The sequence below is a fragment of the Novacetimonas hansenii genome, assembly GCF_014843995.1.
In the GTDB taxonomy this organism is placed as follows: Bacteria; Pseudomonadota; Alphaproteobacteria; order Acetobacterales; family Acetobacteraceae; genus Novacetimonas; species Novacetimonas hansenii.
This window is the reverse complement of sequence record NZ_CP062147.1, coordinates 1,126,267-1,143,366: the sequence shown is the minus strand read 5'-3', so window position 1 is coordinate 1,143,366 and position 17,100 is coordinate 1,126,267. Positions and strand designations below refer to the sequence as shown.

The window sequence follows — 17,100 nt, the reverse complement described above, 5'->3', positions numbered from 1 at the left end:
CGATCGACATTCATGCCATCCAGATCATGGCTCCGGCGGGGTGAACAAAGCCAAGGAAATGGATGGTGCGTCGATCATATCGGGCGGCAAAGCGTCTGAAGTGCTGGAGGCGGTTGAAGCAGCCCTCGATACGATTACGCAGCTTGTAAGCTCTGGTATCATGCGGGTGCGATTGCAGGGAATGACAGCTTCTGCGCCCATCTGAGCGACAGGAGCACGTCATGCATTACTGTCATAGGCTTGGTCGGCCATAACGGCCGCCCCTTCCTGACCTGCAGGCAGAGCCTGTGCCTGGGTGACATCGCCAACCTGCCCAGCTGTAACAACGAAGCGCAGCGGGCGGCCCGGCATATCGGTCCGCATGTGGATTTTGGTTGTCAGACCACGTCGGGAACGCCCCAGCGCCTGATCCTTGCCCCCCCTTTTCCGTTCGCAGCCTGCTGATGGGCGCGAACGATGGTTGCATCGAACATCAGATACTGATTGTCCAGATCGGCCGTCAGCGTCTCGAAAATCCTGTCCCACACCCCGGCATGACACCATCGGCTGAAGCGACGATGTACCGTCTTCCAATTGCCATAACGCTCAGGCAGATCCTTCCAATGCGCGCCAGAGCGTAGAATCCAGAGGCAGCCGTTCACGAACAGGCGGCCATCCGCTCCACTGCGGCCTTCATCTCCAGCTTTCCCGGGAAGCAGAGGCGCAATCCGCTGCCATTGCGCTTTATTCAGCTCGTACCGCTTGATTCCCATCCCGTAACTCCGTGTTCTGATACGGCACTCAGTGAAACATCCATGCCACAAAAAGAAAATCCTGAATGTCGATTGGTCCTAAGAGATTGTTTGAAAACAAGTCCTTGATAAAAAACAAGAAAATTTCTGGGTGCTGCCTTTTTTCAAAAAGGTGGCGCCTTCTGAAGCTTTTTAGAAAAAGCTTCACCAAAAACCTTTATAATTTCAGGGTGTTATCGATCCTGAGTTTTCAAACACTCCTCGTTGATAAGAAAAAATTTTCAGATATTGCCTGGCTTTAGAAAAGGCGGCGCCTTTCAAAGCTTTCATTTTTTTATCAATGGGTATTCTGGACAGGGGCCTGGAAATTTTTACCCTTCTGCCCTGCGCCCAATCTTTCCTGCCCCGCGCTTCATGATACCGCGATCACGTCCTTTTGCCCTTGCCGGGTGTGGCGATTGGATCAACACTTTTCCCATGAGCGACAAAAACACCCATCCCGAGCCCCTGACATCCGAAAAGGCGCTGGAGGAGGCGGACAAGGCCCGCCTGAAACAGCCCGCCGAACCTAACGAACGTGGCGGCCCCAAGGGACCGGAACCCACGCGTTACAACGACTGGACCGTCAAGGGACGCTGCATCGATTTCTGATACCTGCGCACCATATGCAGGAAATCAGCTTTCGTTGGGTTGCAGGCCCCGGCCAAATCCCTGCCGCGCCCGCTGGCGCGGCGGTGGCATATGGCACGAAATCAGATAGATCCCGGCCACGAACACGATTTGTGACAGCGAATTGAACCATAACGCCAGTTCATACGCACGCTCAGCCGTGATGGCCTGATAGATCGCGTATATGGCAAAGGGAATCGAAATTGGGCGCATCCCCGCCAGCATCCCACGCAGGGGATTGAGGTATCCGGGCCGGACCATGCCACGCATGCGATGGATGCCGATGTAGAAAATGACCTCGAAACACCAACCAAGCATATTTGTAATAACGTTGTCGAAAGACATGCCCTGCAACATGAGCAGCGCGGAAATCGACACAGCCGACAGCACGATCGAGCCGACCTGAAAGTTCATTCCCAGATCCATCGCGGACAGACGTTCGGGCAATGCATCAGCAAAAGGCTGGAACACCCGATCCAGCAGCCATGCATCCAACTGGTTGACGCGATCACCAAAAGACATTGCAGTTCCCGTAACGGTCCAGATGCCAGCGGCAGGAGGAGGTATCCTGCGGCGATGGCATGTTCATAAATGGCAGTGTCATACCGGATATCTTTATACTGATATTTTTATGCCGGGTGCATCTTGGAGACTGTTTGAAAAGTCAGACTCAATAACATACTGAAATTATAAAGGTTTTTGGTGAAGCTTTTTCTAAAAAGCTTCGAAAGACGCCGCCTTTTTGAAAAAAGGCAGCACCCAGAAACTTTTCTTGTTTTTTATCAATGACTTGTTTCCAAGCAGTCTCTTACCCCTATTATTCTCCATACACAGCCCGCACGACCGCATCAGGATAGGCCCCGGCCATTCCCGCCAGGGCCGTATTGCTCAGCATCACAATGGAAATGCCACGCGCACGGTCCACCGTCCATTGGTGCCCGTAAACCCCGCCCCAGGTAAAGCTGCCTGGCGAAAGCGGCGTACGCGCCATGACAGGATCGGTTACGATCGCCCCGCCAAAGCCAAAACGCCGCCCGCGGTCAAGCGGCCCCATCGGCAGGTTCCCCACGGCATTCGCCCCAAAACGTTGGGCGGATTCGCGCGACAGGATGGGGTCGCCACCACGGCGTACGGCCTCCAGGAACATCATGAATTCTTCCGCCGTTCCCACCATGCCCGCCCCACCCGATGGATAGGATGCGGGGTCGCGGATACGGTCAGGCACGAAATGGATTTCCGACACCCCACCACAAGGTAACAGCCGCGACAGGCGATAATCAGCAGGCATGCGCACCGGCATGGGGCGGGCATCTGCGTAACAGGTCGCCAGCACCAGATCCGGCGGCGCATGAAACCCCGTACGCGTCCATCCGCCCAGCCGGTCACCAATATGACGCCGCACCAGATCCGGCAGGGACGCATTTCCCACCTGTTCCAGCACGCCCCCCATGACATCCAGCCCCAGCGAGTAAGCCCAGCCTTCCCCCGGGGGAAAGACAAGCCGCACCTGCGCCAGGCGTCGCAGGTTTTCATGCAGCGACAGGCCAGGTTCCGCCAACCCGTCGGAAACACCGGCACGGGCATAGGGATTGTCGTCACGCGGAAATTGAAACCCGTAGGACAGACCACTGCTATGGCTGAGGAGCAGGTGCAACGGGATCTCCGTCTCCCCCCCATCCGGCAGGCGCGGGCGGAAGAACGGCAGGTAGCGCGACACCGGCGCCCCAAGGTCCAGCACCCCGCGTTCCGCCAGTGCAAGCGCCAGTGCCGTCACGACCGGCTTGGTCAGCGAGGCCAGCCGGAAACAGGTATCCAGATGCATCGGAATGGCGGATTCGCGATCGCGCATTCCTGCCGCATGACGCAGCACGATGCGACCATCCACCGCGACCACCACGACCGCCCCAACCACACGCCCACTGGCGATCGCATCATCCATGACACGCACCACACGTGCGTGCATGGCATCACTCTGCATCTGTGTCATCACGGCGGCCTTTCGCGTCTTTCGGGCACTTCCCTGACATAGGCCATATTCCCCCTGTCACGCAAAGGGCGGGCATGAACTGGTCCCACCGCACAAAGCGGCGTAACCTGTCGTGCATGAACAAACGCCTGTTTCCCACGTTGTTTACCCTCCTCATGGCGGGCAGCAGCCTCCTGTCCACACCCGGATGGACAGCCCCCCCGGCACGGCAGGCCCCTGCCACGCCCATACAGCCCACGGCCGAAGCCCCGGTACGCACGACGCTGCCCAATGGCATGCGCATCATTATCGTGCCTGATCGCCTGGCCCCGGTCGTCACGACGGAAATGAACTACCTTGTCGGTTCCGCCGCTGCGCCGCGCGGATTTCCCGGCACCGCACACGCGCTGGAACACATGATGTTCCGTGGCAGCAAGGGACTGGACAAGGACCAGCTTGCGGCCATCGGCGCGCGGATGGGGGGCAATTACAACGCCGACACCACCGAAAGCACGACGCAGTTTTTCTATACCGCCCCGGCCGAAGACCTCGACATCGCACTGCGGATCGAGGCACTGCGCATGAACGGCCTGACCCTGTCGGACGCGGACTGGAAACATGAACGTGGCGCCATTGAACAGGAAGTCTCACGCGATCTGTCCAGCCCCGGATATCAGTACCTTTCCCGCCTGCAATCCATCCTGTTCGCGCATACACCCTATGAACATGACGCACTGGGGACACGCCCTTCATTCGATCGTACGGATGCGGCGATGCTACGCCGGTTCTATCGTGACTGGTATGCGCCCAACAACGCCATCCTGATCATTACCGGCAATGTCGATGCGGATCAGGCCCTGGCCCACGCACGCGACATCTTCTCCCCTTTGCCCGCGCGTTCCCTGCCCCCCCGCCCAACGATCGAACCGGGCGCGGTGCAGCCGCAACTGCTGCACTTCCCCACCGATTATCCCATCGGGCTGATCGCGATCGCCAGCCGCATGCCCGGACAGCGCGCCCGCGATTACGCCACGGCACAGATCCTGTCCGACGTGCTGTCCAGCCAACGCGGCGCACTTTATGACCTGGTGCCAGAGGGCAAGGCACTGCTGACCGGGTTCGATTACGCGCCCAAGGCGGATGCCGGAATTGGAATCGCACTGGCGGCCTTCCCTGCGGGGCAGGACCCGTCCACCTTGTTGCAGACACTGCGTGACACGCTGGCCTTGTTACAGGCACATGGCGTTCCGTCCGACCTGGTGGATGCCGCGCGGCGCAAGGAACTGGCACAGCTTGGCTATGCCGCCAACAGCATTTCAGGGCTTGCTGAAAGCTGGTCCGAGGCCGTGGCGGTCATGGGCCTTGATTCCCCCGACGCGTTGGCAAGTGCCTATTCCTCGGTCACACCAGAGGACGTGAACCGTCTGGCCCGGCAGGTACTGGACCCTGCACAGGCCGTGACGGCCATCCTGACACCGCGCAGTTCCGGCCATCCGGTGGCGGGCAAGGGGTTTGGTGGCTCTGAATCCTTTGCTGCCCCGCCTGACCATCCGGTGGTCCTGCCGCAATGGGCACAAAAGGAGCTGATGACGCTGTCGCCCCCCACCCCGATTCCCGCCCCCTTCAGTTATGTGCTGCCCAATGGGCTGCACCTGATCGTGCGACCCGCCCATGTCAGCCATACCGTCAGCCTGTATGGCATGGTGCGCCAGAACTCCGACATGCAGGAACCCGCGGGGCAGGAGGGGATTGCCGATATTACCGATGAACTGTTCCATTACGGCACCACGACCCATGACCGCGTCAGCTTCCAAAAGGCGCTTGACGATATTGCCGCAACCGAAAGTGCCGGGTCGGATTTCAGCCTGAACGTGCTGGCACAGGATTTCGACAAGGGCCTGCGCCTGTTGGCCGACAATGAACTGCATCCTGCCTTCCCCGAAAAATCGTTTGCGGTGGTACGCATGAATACGGCCTCCTCCCTGGCGGGGATGCTGCAATCACCGGATTACCTGCTGGGACGCGCGGTGAAAGCCGCAATTTCCCCCCCGCATGACCCGTCATTGCGCCAGGCGGACCCGGCACGGGTCATGAAGCTGACGCTCAAGGATTGCCGGGCTTTTTATAATGCGGCCTATCGCCCGGACCTGACGACCATCATCATCACCGGCGACATCACCCCGCAAAAAGCGTTGCAGGCGGTGCGCGCGACATTTGGCGCATGGCATGCAACAGGCCCCACCCCCACGGTGGACCTGCCACCACGCCCGGACAGCCATGCCTCCGTCGCCCGCGTGCCGGACGAATCCAGCCTGCAGGACAGCGTGACCCTTGCCGAAAGCCTTGGGCTGACGGCGCGTGATCCAGATCATTTCGCCCTTACATTGGGGAATGAGGCGCTTGGCGATGGTTTCTCCTCGCGGCTCTATCGTGATCTGCGGGTGCGCACGGGATACGTTTATACCGTGCGCAGCCATCTTGCATGGAACCGGCAACGCGCGGCCTATACCATCACTTTCGGTGCAGACCCGTCGAAGGTCGCCCCCGCCCGCGATGCCGCAATCCATGATGTGGCCGACATGCAGGCCCATCCGCTGGGCGAAGATGAGCTGACGATGGCCAAGGCCAGCCTGCTGCATGGCCTGTCGCTGCAACAGGCCAGCCTGGATTCGATTGCCGCAACCTATCTGCACCTCAGCAATCTTGGCCTGCCACTTGATAACGGGAATATGGCTGCCAGCGCTTATTACAACATGACGGCGCAGGATGTGCAGAAGGCCTTTGCCCGCTGGCTGCGGCCCGCCGACATGGCCGAGATCATCAAGGGGCCGTAAGTAACTGATAACGCCAAAAGTTTTTGGGTGCCGCCTTTTTCCAAAAAGGCGGCATCGTTGAAGCTTTTTGAAAAAGCTTCACCAGAAACTTATTTATGATCCAGGTCTGTCGAACGTGACGGACAATAAAAAAGGGCGGTACCAGAAGGTACCGCCCTTTTCGCATTCCCTACCCCGAAGGGCAGGGAACGGACCGATATCAGTTCTCGGCGTTACGACGACGGATCGCAGCACCCAGAATATCGCCCAGCGACGCGCCGCTGTCGGACGAGCCGTATTCATTGATCGCCTGCTTGTCTTCCTCGACCTCACGGCCGCGGATCGTCAGCGCCAGCTTGCGGGCCGCACGATCAACAGACACGATCTTCGCATCGACGCGTTCGCCAACCGCGAAACGCTCCGGACGCTGATCCGCCTTGTCACGGGCCAGCTCGGCGCGACGGATGAAGCCGGTCAGCACGTCGTCAACCTTGACTTCGATGCCGTTGGACTGAACCGCCGTGACGATGCAGGTCACGATCGCGCCCTTCTGCACCTTGCTCAGGGTGTCGGCCGCCGGATCTTCATGCAACTGCTTGATACCAAGCGAGATGCGTTCCTTTTCCACATCCACGTCCAGGACCTTGGCCTTGACGACCTGACCCTTTTCGTAATGCGTCATGGCGACTTCGCCCGTCTCGTCCCAGGACAGGTCGGACATGTGAACCATGCCGTCGATGTCCGCGGACAGGCCGATGAACAGGCCGAATTCCGTGATGTTGCGGATTTCGCCCTCGACCACGGAACCGACCTTGTGCTCCTCGGCGAACTGCTCCCACGGATTGCGCTGGACCTGCTTCAGGCCAAGCGAAATGCGACGCTTCGCGCTGTCCACATCAAGGACCATGACGTCGACTTCCTGCGAAGTGGCGACGATCTTGCCCGGATGGACGTTCTTCTTCGTCCAGGACATTTCGGACACATGCACCAGACCTTCGACGCCCGGCTCAAGCTCAACGAACGCACCGTAATCGGTGATGTTCGTGACGCGACCGGTATAGCGGGCACCCGGCGGATACTTGATCGCCACGTTCTCCCACGGATCGGCCTCAAGCTGCTTCATGCCCAGCGAGATACGCTGCGTGTCGGGGTTGAAGCGGATGACCTGCACGCGGACCGGCTGACCGATCTGCAGGGCCTCGGACGGGTGGTTGATACGCTTCCACGCGATGTCCGTGACATGCAGCAGGCCGTCAACGCCGCCGAGGTCAACGAACGCACCGTAATCGGTGATGTTCTTGACCACACCGTCGAGGATCATGCCTTCCTTCAGGCCCTGGATCAGCTCGCTGCGCTGTTCGGCGCGCGTCTCTTCGAGGACGGCGCGGCGCGACACGACGATGTTGCCACGCGCACGGTCCATCTTCAGGATCTGGAACGGCTGCGGCACACCCATCAGCGGGGTGACGTCACGCACGGGGCGAATGTCCACCTGGCTGCCGGGCAGGAACGCCATCGCACCGCCAAGATCGACCGTAAAGCCACCCTTGACGCGGCCATAGATCGTGCCGTTGACGCGCTGGTTGCTTTCGAACGCCTTTTCAAGGTTCGTCCACGCTTCCTCGCGCCGCGCCTTTTCACGCGACAGCACGATGGAACCGTCACGGTCCTCGTAACGCTCGACAAACAGTTCGATGACATCGCCCGGCTTCACGTCGGGGGTCACGCCCGGCGGGCCGAATTCCTTAAGGGCGACGCGCCCTTCGCTCTTGAGCCCGACATCGACGATCGCGAATTCATCCGTCAGGCGGACGACGCGACCGGTAACGACGGAACCGTCAAATGCGCTGTCGCGGCCCAGGGTCTCTTCGAGAAGGGCTGCGAAGTCCTCGCCACCCGCGTATTCGGCGGTAGGCTGTGTTGTGGCTGAAGCCATGAGTTACTTGTAAATCCCGTATCCGGTCGGCCCCAGCGGGAAGGACCGGAAAATCCTGCGCCCCGCCTCATGATCCTGTATGACCCTGATCGGAACGTCTTGCCCGGCTGCGATCCATGACACGGTCATGGCATGCCTGACGGCCAACACGAAAACACGCCCCACACCGCCACGGATGACGGCACGGCAACATTTCCAAGCACAGACACCCTATGACCCGTCCGTGTCAATAAAAACGTAAGGGGCGCGCAGAAATACCGCCCACAAATGCGTGTCAGCGCGTCATGCGCGCCACGATGCGCAGCGCCTCGGCCAGGACTTCGTCCGCGCTCATGCTGTCGGTTTCGATATGGACCGCGTCAGGGGCCGCACGCAATGGCGCCGCCGCGCGCGAGGAATCGGCCGCGTCACGGTCCTCAAGCTCCCGCGCGACGCGGGCGATCTGTTCCTCCCGATCGGGGGCATTGGGGTCGGTGGCCATCTGTTCCCACCGTCGCCGGGCACGCGCGTCCAGCGATGCGGTCACAAACAGTTTTACCCGCGCATCGGGAAAGATCACGGTTCCGATGTCACGCCCGTCCAGCACCGCGCCATGGCGGGCCGCGAAATCACGCTGTATCCCCACAAGGATGCGCCGCACCGCAGGTTGCGCCGCGACAAGGCTTGCCGCGCGATCCACCGGCGGGACACGCAGGTCGGTACGCGACAGATCCGCCAGCGTGACGCGGCGGGCCTGATCATCGGCAGGGGCGGTGGGGTCAAGTCCGGCATCGAGCATGCGCCGCCCCGTCGCACGGTACAGCAGCCCGGTATCGAGGTATGGCAGGTCGAGCGCGCGCGCCAGCCGCAACGCCAGCGTGCCCTTGCCCGCCGCCGCGGGACCATCAACGGCAATGACCAGCGGCGCGGTCATACCATCATTCCCACGTCATGCCCACGCCCGCCCCGGGGCGACAGGAACGGGGAACAGGACGGCGGACGGCCACAAACAGGGGGCGTCACACCCCGAAGCGGTAACATCTGGGCTGTTTTCATACCCTTCCAATTCCGAATTCCTGCGTCGGGTGTCAATCCGATATTGACACAAAAACGTCCCCTCCCCCATTGCATGGGGCGCATCGTTTGACATACGCCAAACAAACTGGCATGGGGCTGCGCCCTTTTGCCACATCGCGACGGTGGCTTTAATTCCTTTGCACAGAACAGGATCGACAGGTTCAAGATGGCCCAGCCCAACCTCGGCACCAAGCGCGTCTGTGTCTCCTGCAGCGCCCGCTTTTATGACCTGAACAAAAACCCGGCAGTCTGCCCGAAATGCGGCGCGGAACAGCCCGTTGAACTGCCGCGCGTGCGGCGTCCCGTGGAACCGGCCACGCCCGATTCCGCAAAGAAGTCGGCCCCCGATGACCTCGATTCCGATACGGATCTGGACACCGACGCCGATGCCGACGCGGATGACGTGATGGAAGACGAAGTCGGCCTTGACGACGATGACGACGATATCAGCAGCGCCGACATCGACCTGAAGACCGACAAGGAAGACCACGACAACTGATCCCCGCCCTGACGGCGGCGGTGGCGCCACCGGCACGACATGCCGGTGGCCAGCCCCATGGCGGCGATGCGCGCGACATGACGGCCGCGCATCGCCGCGTTTACGGTGCGTGAAGCGGGTTGCGGCGTTCGATTTCGACCCCCACGGCCCGCGCATCGTCAAAGATATCCAATTTTTCCACGCGAATCCGTGCGACGCGAATCCGTGCATCCCGCAACATCCCTGCCGCGATCCGCTCGGCCAGCGTTTCCACAAGCTGTACATGGCCCTGTCGCACAAGATCGTGCACAAGCAGCACCACGTCTTCGTAAGAGACCGTGCGGTGCAGTTCATCCGCCCCCACATCCAGTCCCGGAATATCCGCCACGCCAAAGGCGACATTGACGCAGATACGCTGTGTCACACCCTGCTCATGCGCAAAAACACCGATATTGGCATCAAGCAGCAGGTCACGCACGAAAACACAGCGCAACGGCGGCTGGTCCGGCCATGGCGGAAAAACCGACATATCTGTCAGGCTCCTGTTTCAGGGGGACGCCGTGCGCCCGATGGTGCGGCGGGCGACCACTGAAGATGCTGCCCCCCATCAAGGGCGAGCATCTGCCCCGTGACGGATGGCATACACAGCAAAGAAAGCGCGGCGTGAGCGACTTCATCCACCCCCGCCCCGTATCCCAGCGGCAGGGACGCGCATTGCCGGGCGAACTGTGCGGCACTCTGCCGTGGCGTGGGCAGGACAGGTCCCGGCCCGATGGCGTTGACCCGGATTCCATGCGGCGCCAGCGCCAGCGCCATGCTTTGCGTCAGGGACCATAATGCCGCCTTGGAGACGGTATAGCTGACAAAATGCGGTGTAAGCGACCAGACCCGTTCATCGAGCATGTTCAGCACCATCCCCTGCCGCCCCGCGGGCATCTGCCGCGCAAAAGCCTGCATCAGGACGAAAGGCGCGCGCAGGTTGGGCTCCATGTGGATATCCCATGCTTCGCGCGTTGCGCTATCCCACTCATCCCGTTCAAAGACGCTGGCGTTATTGACCAGAACCCCCAGCGGGCCAAGGGCATCACCGGCCCGTGGCAGCAGCGAACGGACCTCGTCCTCGCACGACAGGTCAGCACGCAGGATGCATCCCCTTCGGCCAAGCGCGATGATATCGGACAGCGTACGCCGCGCCGCGTCCGCGCTGTGGTTATAATGGATGGCCACGTCAAAGCCGTTTCGCGCCAGTTCCAGTGCGATGGCGCGCCCAAGGCGTGCGGCCCCGCCGGTCACCAGCGCGACGCGCGCGATACCGGGCGGAACGGGCCAGCGCATCACGGGTGCGGTCATGCCGGGCGCCGCGCCATCAGGGCGGCGGCAAGCGTGCCGTCATCCAGCACATCAAGCGCACCACCAACAGGCACGCCCTGCCCCACCCGGCTGATGGGAATATTGAAACGCAGCAGGCTGTCATGCAGCCAGTGCATGGTCGTCGCGCCATCGACCGTGGTGCCCAGCGCAAGGATCACCTCGCGCACGCCCCCGGCCTCCAGCCGTGCATAAAGCGGTGCGACATTCAGGTCATCCGGCCCGACACCATCAAGCGCCGACAGGGTTCCCCCCAACACCTGATAGACGCCGCGATGGACACAGGCGCGTTCCAGCGCCCACAGATCGCCCACATTTTCCACCACACAGACCAGCCCATGGTCACGGGCCGGGTCCGCGCAGATCGAACACGGATCACAGGTATCAAGGTTGCCGCATGACGAACAGGTCCGCACCGCACGTGCCGCCTGTTCCATCGCGTGCGCCAGCGGCAGCATGCGGGTCTGTGGCTGGCGCAGCATGGCAAGGGCGGCACGACGGGCCGAACGGGGACCAAAGCCCGGCAATCGTCCCAGCAGGGTAATCAGCCGCTCGATCTCGGCACCGCCCATCATACAGGTTCCCGGTGCGGGATCAGAACGGGAACTTCATGCCACCGGGCAGGTTCAGGCCGCCGGTGACCTTCTTCATCTCCTCGCTCGCCGTAGCGTCGAGCTTCGCACGCGCATCACTGCATGCCGCAAGGATCAGGTCCTGCAGCATGTCCATCTCCTCCGGGTCGGCCAGCTTGGGGTCGATGCGGATCGCCTTCATGTCCCCCTTGCCGTTCAGGGTGATCTGCACCATTCCCGCGCCGGAGCTTCCCTCGATCACCATGGCTTCAAGCTTGGCCTGCATTTCTTCCATACGGGCCTGCATCTGCGTGGCCTGCTTCATCAGGCCGGCAAGGTTCTTCATATTGTGTCTTCTCCTTTGGGCGTCAGTCGTCGGTCGGCAGATCGTCTTCATCCACCAGTTCGGCATCCAGTGGCGCGAATTCCAGATCCGGGGCCAACATGGCTGGGATGATCTCTTCGGGCGGAAGGCCGTAATCGTCAAGCGCGTGGTCCGTCACCTGTCCCAGACGGGCGGATGGAAATGCCGCCATGACCGCTTTTACCAGCGGATGGGATGCGGCATCCGCACGATGGAGCTGAATGATCTCCGCCCCCTGCTCCGCCAGGGTGGCTTCGCCCTCGTCTTCACATGTGCGGATTTTCCATGACGGATCGCCCGTTTCGGCACGCAGCAGGGTTTCCAGCCGTCGCGCAAGCCCGGCCATCGCCGCGGCCTCCACCCGGATACGGATTTCGGGGGCCGCAAACGCCACCAGATGTGTTGAATGGCGCAGATGCCCATGCAGCATCGCATCGCGCCCTGACACAAAGGCCACGACCTCGCGCCATGTACGCAACTGCGGCGCTGCCGGGATGGCTGGCACCGGCGTCGCGGGGGCGGCAGTCATGGGATCGGCGGGATCGGCGGCAACAGCATCAACGCGCACACCGCCATTGGCCACCATGCGCAGGCTCGCACCACCTGTCGGCCCCCCCTGTAGCGGCCCACCTGAGGTTGCGCCCCCTGTGATGCCGCCCGTTACGTCCTGTGCGACAGCAGGCCGTGGGGCAGCCGCCTGCGTGCCACCCGCCGATGGCTGCGGCAAAGACGCGGGGGCCGTAACCTGCGCCGTCGCGCCCCCCGTCCCACCATCAAGCACATGCCGCACCAGATCGCCTGGCGGCGGCAGGTCCGCCACATAACACATGCGGATCAGCACCATTTCGGCCGCCTGCCTGCGATCGGGGGCGTGTTCGACCTCGCCCTGCCCCTTGAGCAGCATCTGCCATGTCCGTCCCAGCACGGGAACGGACACGCGCTCTGCTATGGCAAGGCAGCGTTCGCGCTCCATCTGCGGCATATCGGCACTATCACGCAGGTTCGGCACCGCCTTGAGCCGTGAAACCGAATGGATCAGGTCCAGCACATCGGCCAGCATCACCCCAAGATCCGCCCCACGGGCAAACACCTCGTCCGTGATCGTCAGGGCCTGGTCCGGCCGACCCGCCAGCACGGCGTCAAGCAGGTCAAACACCATACCCCGGTCCGCCTGCCCCAGCATGCCGCTGACCAATGTGGCGTCGATCGGCGCGGCATCGCCCTGCCCCTCACCATCCAGCGTCCCCTGCGCGATGGCCTGATCCAGCAGTGACAGCCCATCGCGCACCGACCCATCCGCCGCACGGGCGATCAACGCCAGCGCATCGGGCGCGAAGGCCACGCCTTCCGCCGCCGCGACCCGCCCGAAATGCGCGGCCAGCATATCCTGTGGCACACGGCGCAGGTCGAATGTCTGACAGCGCGACAGCACCGTCACCGGCACCTTGCGCAATTCAGTGGTGGCAAAGATGAACGTGACCTGGGACGGCGGTTCCTCAAGCGTCTTGAGCAACGCATTGAACGCGTTGCGCGACAGCATGTGGACCTCATCGATGATGAAGACCTTCATTCGACCCTGAATCGGGCGGAAACGTGTGGAGTCGATGATCTCGCGCACATCGTCCACACCTGTGCGCGAAGCGGCGTCCATTTCCATGACGTCGGGATGGCGGTCGGCCAGGATCGCGACACAGTTGGGACACACGCCGCACGGATCGGCGGTCGGGCCGCCCTGCCCGTCCGGGCCGGTGCAGTTCAGGGCGCGCGCGATGATCCGCGCCGTCGTCGTCTTGCCCACCCCCCGCACACCGGTCAGCATGAAGGCATGCGCGACCCGGCCCAGTGCAAAGGCATTGCGCAGGATACGCACCGTGGTGTCCTGCCCGATCAGGTCATCAAATGTGGTGGGACGATATTTACGGGCCAGCACGCGATAGGGTGCGGCCTTCTCCATCAGGGCGGACGGATTCGACACAACGGGGGAAGGCGCGTCGCCAAACAGGCCGGGGCCATCATCCGCAGGCGGGGACGGCAGGGCTTCCTCCCCGGAACGATCCTGATCCGAAGAAGCGTTCATTGATGCATCCGGCCTTGGTGAATGGTGCGCGCTGCATCCTGCGACACAGGACGGCAGGAACATATATTCAGGGGTGGAAGACCGGACACATAACCCGAGTGAAACTCACTGCGGCTGCTTCCTTCCGGATCTGACCGGGTTGGCAAGGCACCCGTCTACGGCCGATCTTCCACGGGCTTCATAACACATACACCCCGGTGCGGCACAAGGGGCTTTGTTCGAAAAAATCCCCCAGATGCCATTCCCCCTGTCATCATCCGTTGCCGTTATTCCCCGACGGCCGCGCTGGTGCTGTGACGACGGTCGGCCCCACCGTAATAACGGTCAGCCCCCGGCGCGCCCAGGCTTGGCCCACCGACAAGTATCCCCTCCGCCACGCCCCAGTGGGGATAGACCTTGAAGCTGTAGCCTTCATGCTGAAGCTTTGCGATGACACCGGGCGTCAGCGCACCAGCTTCCATCTGCACCGGTTCGGGCTGCCATTGTTCATGCAGCCGTGGCAGGTCAACAGCGTGCTGGATGTCCAGCCCGTAATCAATCACACCCAGCACGACCGACAGGACAATGGTGGGAATGCGCGATCCACCGGGGCTGCCGATCACCATCACCGGCTTTCCATCACGCGAAATGACGGTTGGCGTCATGGAAGAAAGCGGCGTCTTGCCCGGCGCGATCTCGTTCGCCTTGCTGCCGATGATCCCGAACATGTTGGGCGAACCCGGACGGGTGGAAAAATCGTCCATCTCGTCATTCATGAACACGCCCGTACGCCCCGCGACCATGCCCGCCCCGAACCATCCATTCAGCGTATAGGTCACTGCAACCGCATTGCCATCACGGTCCATTACGGAATAATGGGTCGTCTCCTGCCCCTCGGTCGCGGCAATGCCAGGCCTTACGCTGGCCGATGGCACCGCACGGGCGTTGGGGATGGCGGCACGGATCTGGCGCGCGTAATTCACATCAAGCAGATGATCGACCGGGTTGGACACGAATGCCGGGTCCCCCAGATCCTGCCGGTCAGCATAGGCATGGCGCATGGCCTCGACCTCACGCTGCACGGCAGGCACGGTATAAAGCCCGAGGCGATGCATGTCATAGCCCGACAGGATGTTCAGCATTTCACACAATGCAACGCCACCGCCGCTGGGCGGGGGGGCGGTGTCGATATGATAGCCACGGTAATCGCACGTCAGTGTCGGCAGGATACGCGGCTTGTATCCTGACAGGTCAGCACGCGTCAGCAATCCGCCGCCGCGACGGCTGGCACGCACGATCTCACGCGCGGTGCGGCCTTCGTAAAACCCATCGGTACCCTTGCGCGAAATCCGTTCAAGAACACGGGCAAGTTCGGGCTGCACCAGGCGATCCCCCACCCGAAGGCCACTGCCGTCACTGTGCAGGAACGACCGCCGCGCCACGGGATCACGGCGGAAATCATCATTGCCATGCGAAATCAGTTCGACATCACCGGGCACAAGGACGAACCCGTCACGCGCCAGCGCGATGGCGGGCGCCATCACCTGCTTGCGCGGCAGGTGGCCCCAGCGCTGCCGCGCAAGTTCCAGCCCGGCGACGGTGCCGGGAATCGCCACGGCCTTCCACCCCTTGGTCGAAAGGCCGGCAATGACGTTGCCGTGCCGGTCCTGGAACATTGTAGCAGTCGCGGCACCGGGCGCATGCTCACGGAAATCAAGGAAAATCGCGGGACCATTCGCCGGGCGAAGGGTCATGAACCCGCCACCACCAAGGTTGCCCGCCGCCGGATAGACAACGGCAAGGGCATACCCCACGGCCACGGCGGCATCGACGGCGTTCCCGCCCTCGTGCAGGATACGCGCGCCAACCTGCGACGCCAGGGTCTGGGCGGAGACGACCATCCCCTCGTGCCCGCCCACGGGCGGAGGCGATGCCACCGGCACGGACGCGCCACCAAATGCAAGCGGGTCATCCTGCACCACGGGGGCGGAAGCGGTGGCGGCACAGGCCACCCCGTCCGACAGCAGCAACATACCCGCAAGCAGCAGGCCACCCGCCCGGCGTGAAGGGGAAAGACGCAGACCTGCGACCATTTTCATATTCCTGACAGACAGTGACATGCCGTGATCCCGCTTAACCGGCAGTCTTGTAAGGCGGCTTGTTCAGACCGGCGGGGGAATAGGTAAAGACCTCGCAACCGTCTTCGGTCACACCCATCATATGTTCGAACTGGGCCGACAGCGAACGGTCGCGCGTCACGGCGGTCCAGCCATCGCCCAGGATCTTTACATCCGGGCGACCGATATTAAGCATCGGCTCAATCGTGAAGAACATGCCAGGGCGCAGGACGACCCCATGCCCCGGACGGCCATAATGCAGCACATTCGGTGCGGCATGGAACGTCCGGCCGATGCCATGGCCACAGAAATCGCGCACCACGGAAAAACGCCGCTCTTCCGCATAGGTCTGGATCACATGACCCACATCCCCAAGCGTAGCCCCCGGACGCACCGCCTTGATGGCCAGCATCAGCGATTCATAGGTGGCATCAATCAGGTTCTGCGCCTTTATCGACGGCGTGCCGACCGTGTACATACGGCTGGTATCGCCAAACCAGCCATCAAGGATGACAGTCACGTCGATATTGAGGATATCGCCGTCCTTCAGCGCCTTGTCACCGGGAATGCCATGGCAGACGACGTGGTTGATGGAAATGCAGCTTGCCTTTTCATACCCGCGATAACCGATCGTGGCGGACACCCCACCCTGCGCGACCATGAAGGCATGGATGCGGTCATCAAGTTCGCCAGTCGTCACCCCCGCCTGCACATACGGCGTAATCATGTCGAGCGTCCGCGCTGCAAGCTGCCCCGCCGCGCGCATGCCAACAAAATCCTCGGGGGAGTGCAGGACGATCGCGCCCTCGTTCATGTCGCCATCCATGCCGATATCCCTTCGTCGCTAATCATCGCGTGATCACACCCGTGCCGCATGGACCATCGGGGCATGATCCCGACGCCATGATATGGTGGGTGCGATGCCATCCCATGAACGGCGACAGGTTCTATACCCCCATCGACGCGCCGTGTCA

14 protein-coding genes, 1 other RNA gene and 1 pseudogene are annotated in these 17,100 nt (G+C 62.0%); 3 read left to right on the top strand and 13 right to left on the bottom strand.

Annotated features, from left to right (window positions below; all coding sequences use genetic code 11):
• Positions 1-10: 10 nt before the first annotated feature.
• Positions 11-746, bottom strand: a pseudogene (locus tag IFJ82_RS04910) (IS5 family transposase).
• Between the two features lie 462 nt (positions 747-1,208).
• On the opposite strand from IFJ82_RS04910, the gene IFJ82_RS04905 reads away from it, so the two are divergent.
• On the top strand, positions 1,209-1,382 hold the full coding sequence (locus IFJ82_RS04905) for a DUF1674 domain-containing protein (protein ID WP_192265795.1): 174 nt from the start codon (positions 1,209-1,211) through the stop codon (positions 1,380-1,382).
• A gap of 24 nt (positions 1,383-1,406) precedes the next feature.
• On the opposite strand, the gene IFJ82_RS04900 is transcribed toward IFJ82_RS04905, so the two are convergent.
• Together IFJ82_RS04900 and IFJ82_RS04895 are read right to left on the bottom strand one after the other, a co-directional pair.
• On the bottom strand, positions 1,407-1,922 hold the full coding sequence (locus IFJ82_RS04900; protein WP_003621204.1) for a hypothetical protein: 516 nt from the start codon (positions 1,920-1,922) through the stop codon (positions 1,407-1,409).
• Between the two features lie 295 nt (positions 1,923-2,217).
• Positions 2,218-3,387: a serine hydrolase domain-containing protein gene (locus IFJ82_RS04895; RefSeq protein WP_192265793.1), complete on the bottom strand. Its 1,170-nt coding sequence runs from the start codon at positions 3,385-3,387 to the stop codon at positions 2,218-2,220.
• Positions 3,388-3,503: 116 nt separating this feature from the next.
• Here IFJ82_RS04895 and IFJ82_RS04890 point away from each other — a divergent pair, with 116 nt between their 5' ends.
• Positions 3,504-6,200 carry a M16 family metallopeptidase gene (locus IFJ82_RS04890; RefSeq protein ID WP_408901710.1) on the top strand — a complete coding sequence of 899 codons (2,697 nt, stop codon included), beginning with the start codon at positions 3,504-3,506 and terminating at the stop codon, positions 6,198-6,200.
• 199 nt (positions 6,201-6,399) lie between these two features.
• On the opposite strand, the gene rpsA is transcribed toward IFJ82_RS04890, so the two are convergent.
• Both rpsA and cmk read right to left on the bottom strand, forming a co-directional pair.
• Entirely contained in the window at positions 6,400-8,115 is a 1,716-nt protein-coding gene (gene rpsA / locus IFJ82_RS04885) for a 30S ribosomal protein S1 (RefSeq protein ID WP_048858863.1), read from the bottom strand.
• A 274-nt stretch (positions 8,116-8,389) separates the two neighbouring features.
• Positions 8,390-9,028 (bottom strand): (d)CMP kinase, encoded by a 639-nt coding sequence (cmk, locus tag IFJ82_RS04880; RefSeq protein ID WP_003621210.1) that lies wholly within the window; start codon positions 9,026-9,028, stop codon positions 8,390-8,392.
• 309 nt (positions 9,029-9,337) lie between these two features.
• Between cmk and IFJ82_RS04875 the strand changes: the two genes are divergently transcribed.
• Complete coding sequence (locus IFJ82_RS04875) at positions 9,338-9,670, top strand: TIGR02300 family protein (protein ID WP_003621212.1); 333 nt, start codon at positions 9,338-9,340, stop codon at positions 9,668-9,670.
• A 100-nt stretch (positions 9,671-9,770) separates the two neighbouring features.
• Here the strand turns inward: IFJ82_RS04875 and IFJ82_RS04870 are convergent, their stop codons facing one another.
• The 8 genes from IFJ82_RS04870 to map form a co-directional block, all read right to left on the bottom strand.
• Positions 9,771-10,178 carry a dihydroneopterin aldolase gene (locus IFJ82_RS04870; protein ID WP_192265789.1) on the bottom strand — a complete coding sequence of 136 codons (408 nt, stop codon included), beginning with the start codon at positions 10,176-10,178 and terminating at the stop codon, positions 9,771-9,773.
• 5 nt (positions 10,179-10,183) lie between these two features.
• Positions 10,184-10,999: an SDR family oxidoreductase gene (locus IFJ82_RS04865; RefSeq protein ID WP_003621217.1), complete on the bottom strand. Its 816-nt coding sequence runs from the start codon at positions 10,997-10,999 to the stop codon at positions 10,184-10,186.
• Positions 10,996-11,592 carry a recombination mediator RecR gene (recR, locus tag IFJ82_RS04860; RefSeq protein ID WP_003621218.1) on the bottom strand — a complete coding sequence of 199 codons (597 nt, stop codon included), beginning with the start codon at positions 11,590-11,592 and terminating at the stop codon, positions 10,996-10,998. Before recR ends, IFJ82_RS04865 begins: the two co-directional genes overlap by 4 nt.
• A gap of 19 nt (positions 11,593-11,611) precedes the next feature.
• The gene (locus IFJ82_RS04855; protein WP_003621220.1) at positions 11,612-11,935 is read right to left on the bottom strand and encodes a YbaB/EbfC family nucleoid-associated protein; all 324 of its coding nucleotides are present in this window, start codon (positions 11,933-11,935) and stop codon (positions 11,612-11,614) included.
• A 22-nt stretch (positions 11,936-11,957) separates the two neighbouring features.
• Entirely contained in the window at positions 11,958-14,030 is a 2,073-nt protein-coding gene (locus tag IFJ82_RS04850) for a DNA polymerase III subunit gamma/tau (protein ID WP_192265787.1), read from the bottom strand.
• A 73-nt stretch (positions 14,031-14,103) separates the two neighbouring features.
• An RNA gene (gene ffs, locus IFJ82_RS04845) (signal recognition particle sRNA small type) lies at positions 14,104-14,200 on the bottom strand.
• Between the two features lie 96 nt (positions 14,201-14,296).
• Positions 14,297-16,042, bottom strand: a complete 1,746-nt coding sequence (gene ggt, locus IFJ82_RS04840) for a gamma-glutamyltransferase (RefSeq protein WP_408901709.1) — start codon at positions 16,040-16,042, stop codon at positions 14,297-14,299.
• A gap of 100 nt (positions 16,043-16,142) precedes the next feature.
• Complete coding sequence (gene map / locus IFJ82_RS04835; RefSeq protein WP_003621225.1) at positions 16,143-16,952, bottom strand: type I methionyl aminopeptidase; 810 nt, start codon at positions 16,950-16,952, stop codon at positions 16,143-16,145.
• Positions 16,953-17,100 lie beyond the last annotated feature (148 nt).

Coding starts and splice junctions, on each gene's coding strand:
- IFJ82_RS04850 (WP_192265787.1), bottom strand. CDS start 14,030: ATGAACGCTTCTTCGGATCAGGATCGTTCCGGGGAGGAAGCCCTGCCG.
- IFJ82_RS04865 (WP_003621217.1), bottom strand. CDS start 10,999: ATGACCGCACCCGTGATGCGCTGGCCCGTTCCGCCCGGTATCGCGCGC.
- IFJ82_RS04855 (WP_003621220.1), bottom strand. CDS start 11,935: ATGAAGAACCTTGCCGGCCTGATGAAGCAGGCCACGCAGATGCAGGCC.
- IFJ82_RS04895 (WP_192265793.1), bottom strand. CDS start 3,387: ATGACACAGATGCAGAGTGATGCCATGCACGCACGTGTGGTGCGTGTC.
- IFJ82_RS04870 (WP_192265789.1), bottom strand. CDS start 10,178: ATGTCGGTTTTTCCGCCATGGCCGGACCAGCCGCCGTTGCGCTGTGTT.
- IFJ82_RS04875 (WP_003621212.1), top strand. CDS start 9,338: ATGGCCCAGCCCAACCTCGGCACCAAGCGCGTCTGTGTCTCCTGCAGC.
- IFJ82_RS04890 (WP_408901710.1), top strand. CDS start 3,504: ATGAACAAACGCCTGTTTCCCACGTTGTTTACCCTCCTCATGGCGGGC.
- recR (WP_003621218.1), bottom strand. CDS start 11,592: ATGATGGGCGGTGCCGAGATCGAGCGGCTGATTACCCTGCTGGGACGA.
- ggt (WP_408901709.1), bottom strand. CDS start 16,042: ATGTTGCTGCTGTCGGACGGGGTGGCCTGTGCCGCCACCGCTTCCGCC.
- IFJ82_RS04905 (WP_192265795.1), top strand. CDS start 1,209: ATGAGCGACAAAAACACCCATCCCGAGCCCCTGACATCCGAAAAGGCG.
- map (WP_003621225.1), bottom strand. CDS start 16,952: ATGGATGGCGACATGAACGAGGGCGCGATCGTCCTGCACTCCCCCGAG.
- rpsA (WP_048858863.1), bottom strand. CDS start 8,115: ATGGCTTCAGCCACAACACAGCCTACCGCCGAATACGCGGGTGGCGAG.
- IFJ82_RS04900 (WP_003621204.1), bottom strand. CDS start 1,922: ATGTCTTTTGGTGATCGCGTCAACCAGTTGGATGCATGGCTGCTGGAT.
- cmk (WP_003621210.1), bottom strand. CDS start 9,028: ATGACCGCGCCGCTGGTCATTGCCGTTGATGGTCCCGCGGCGGCGGGC.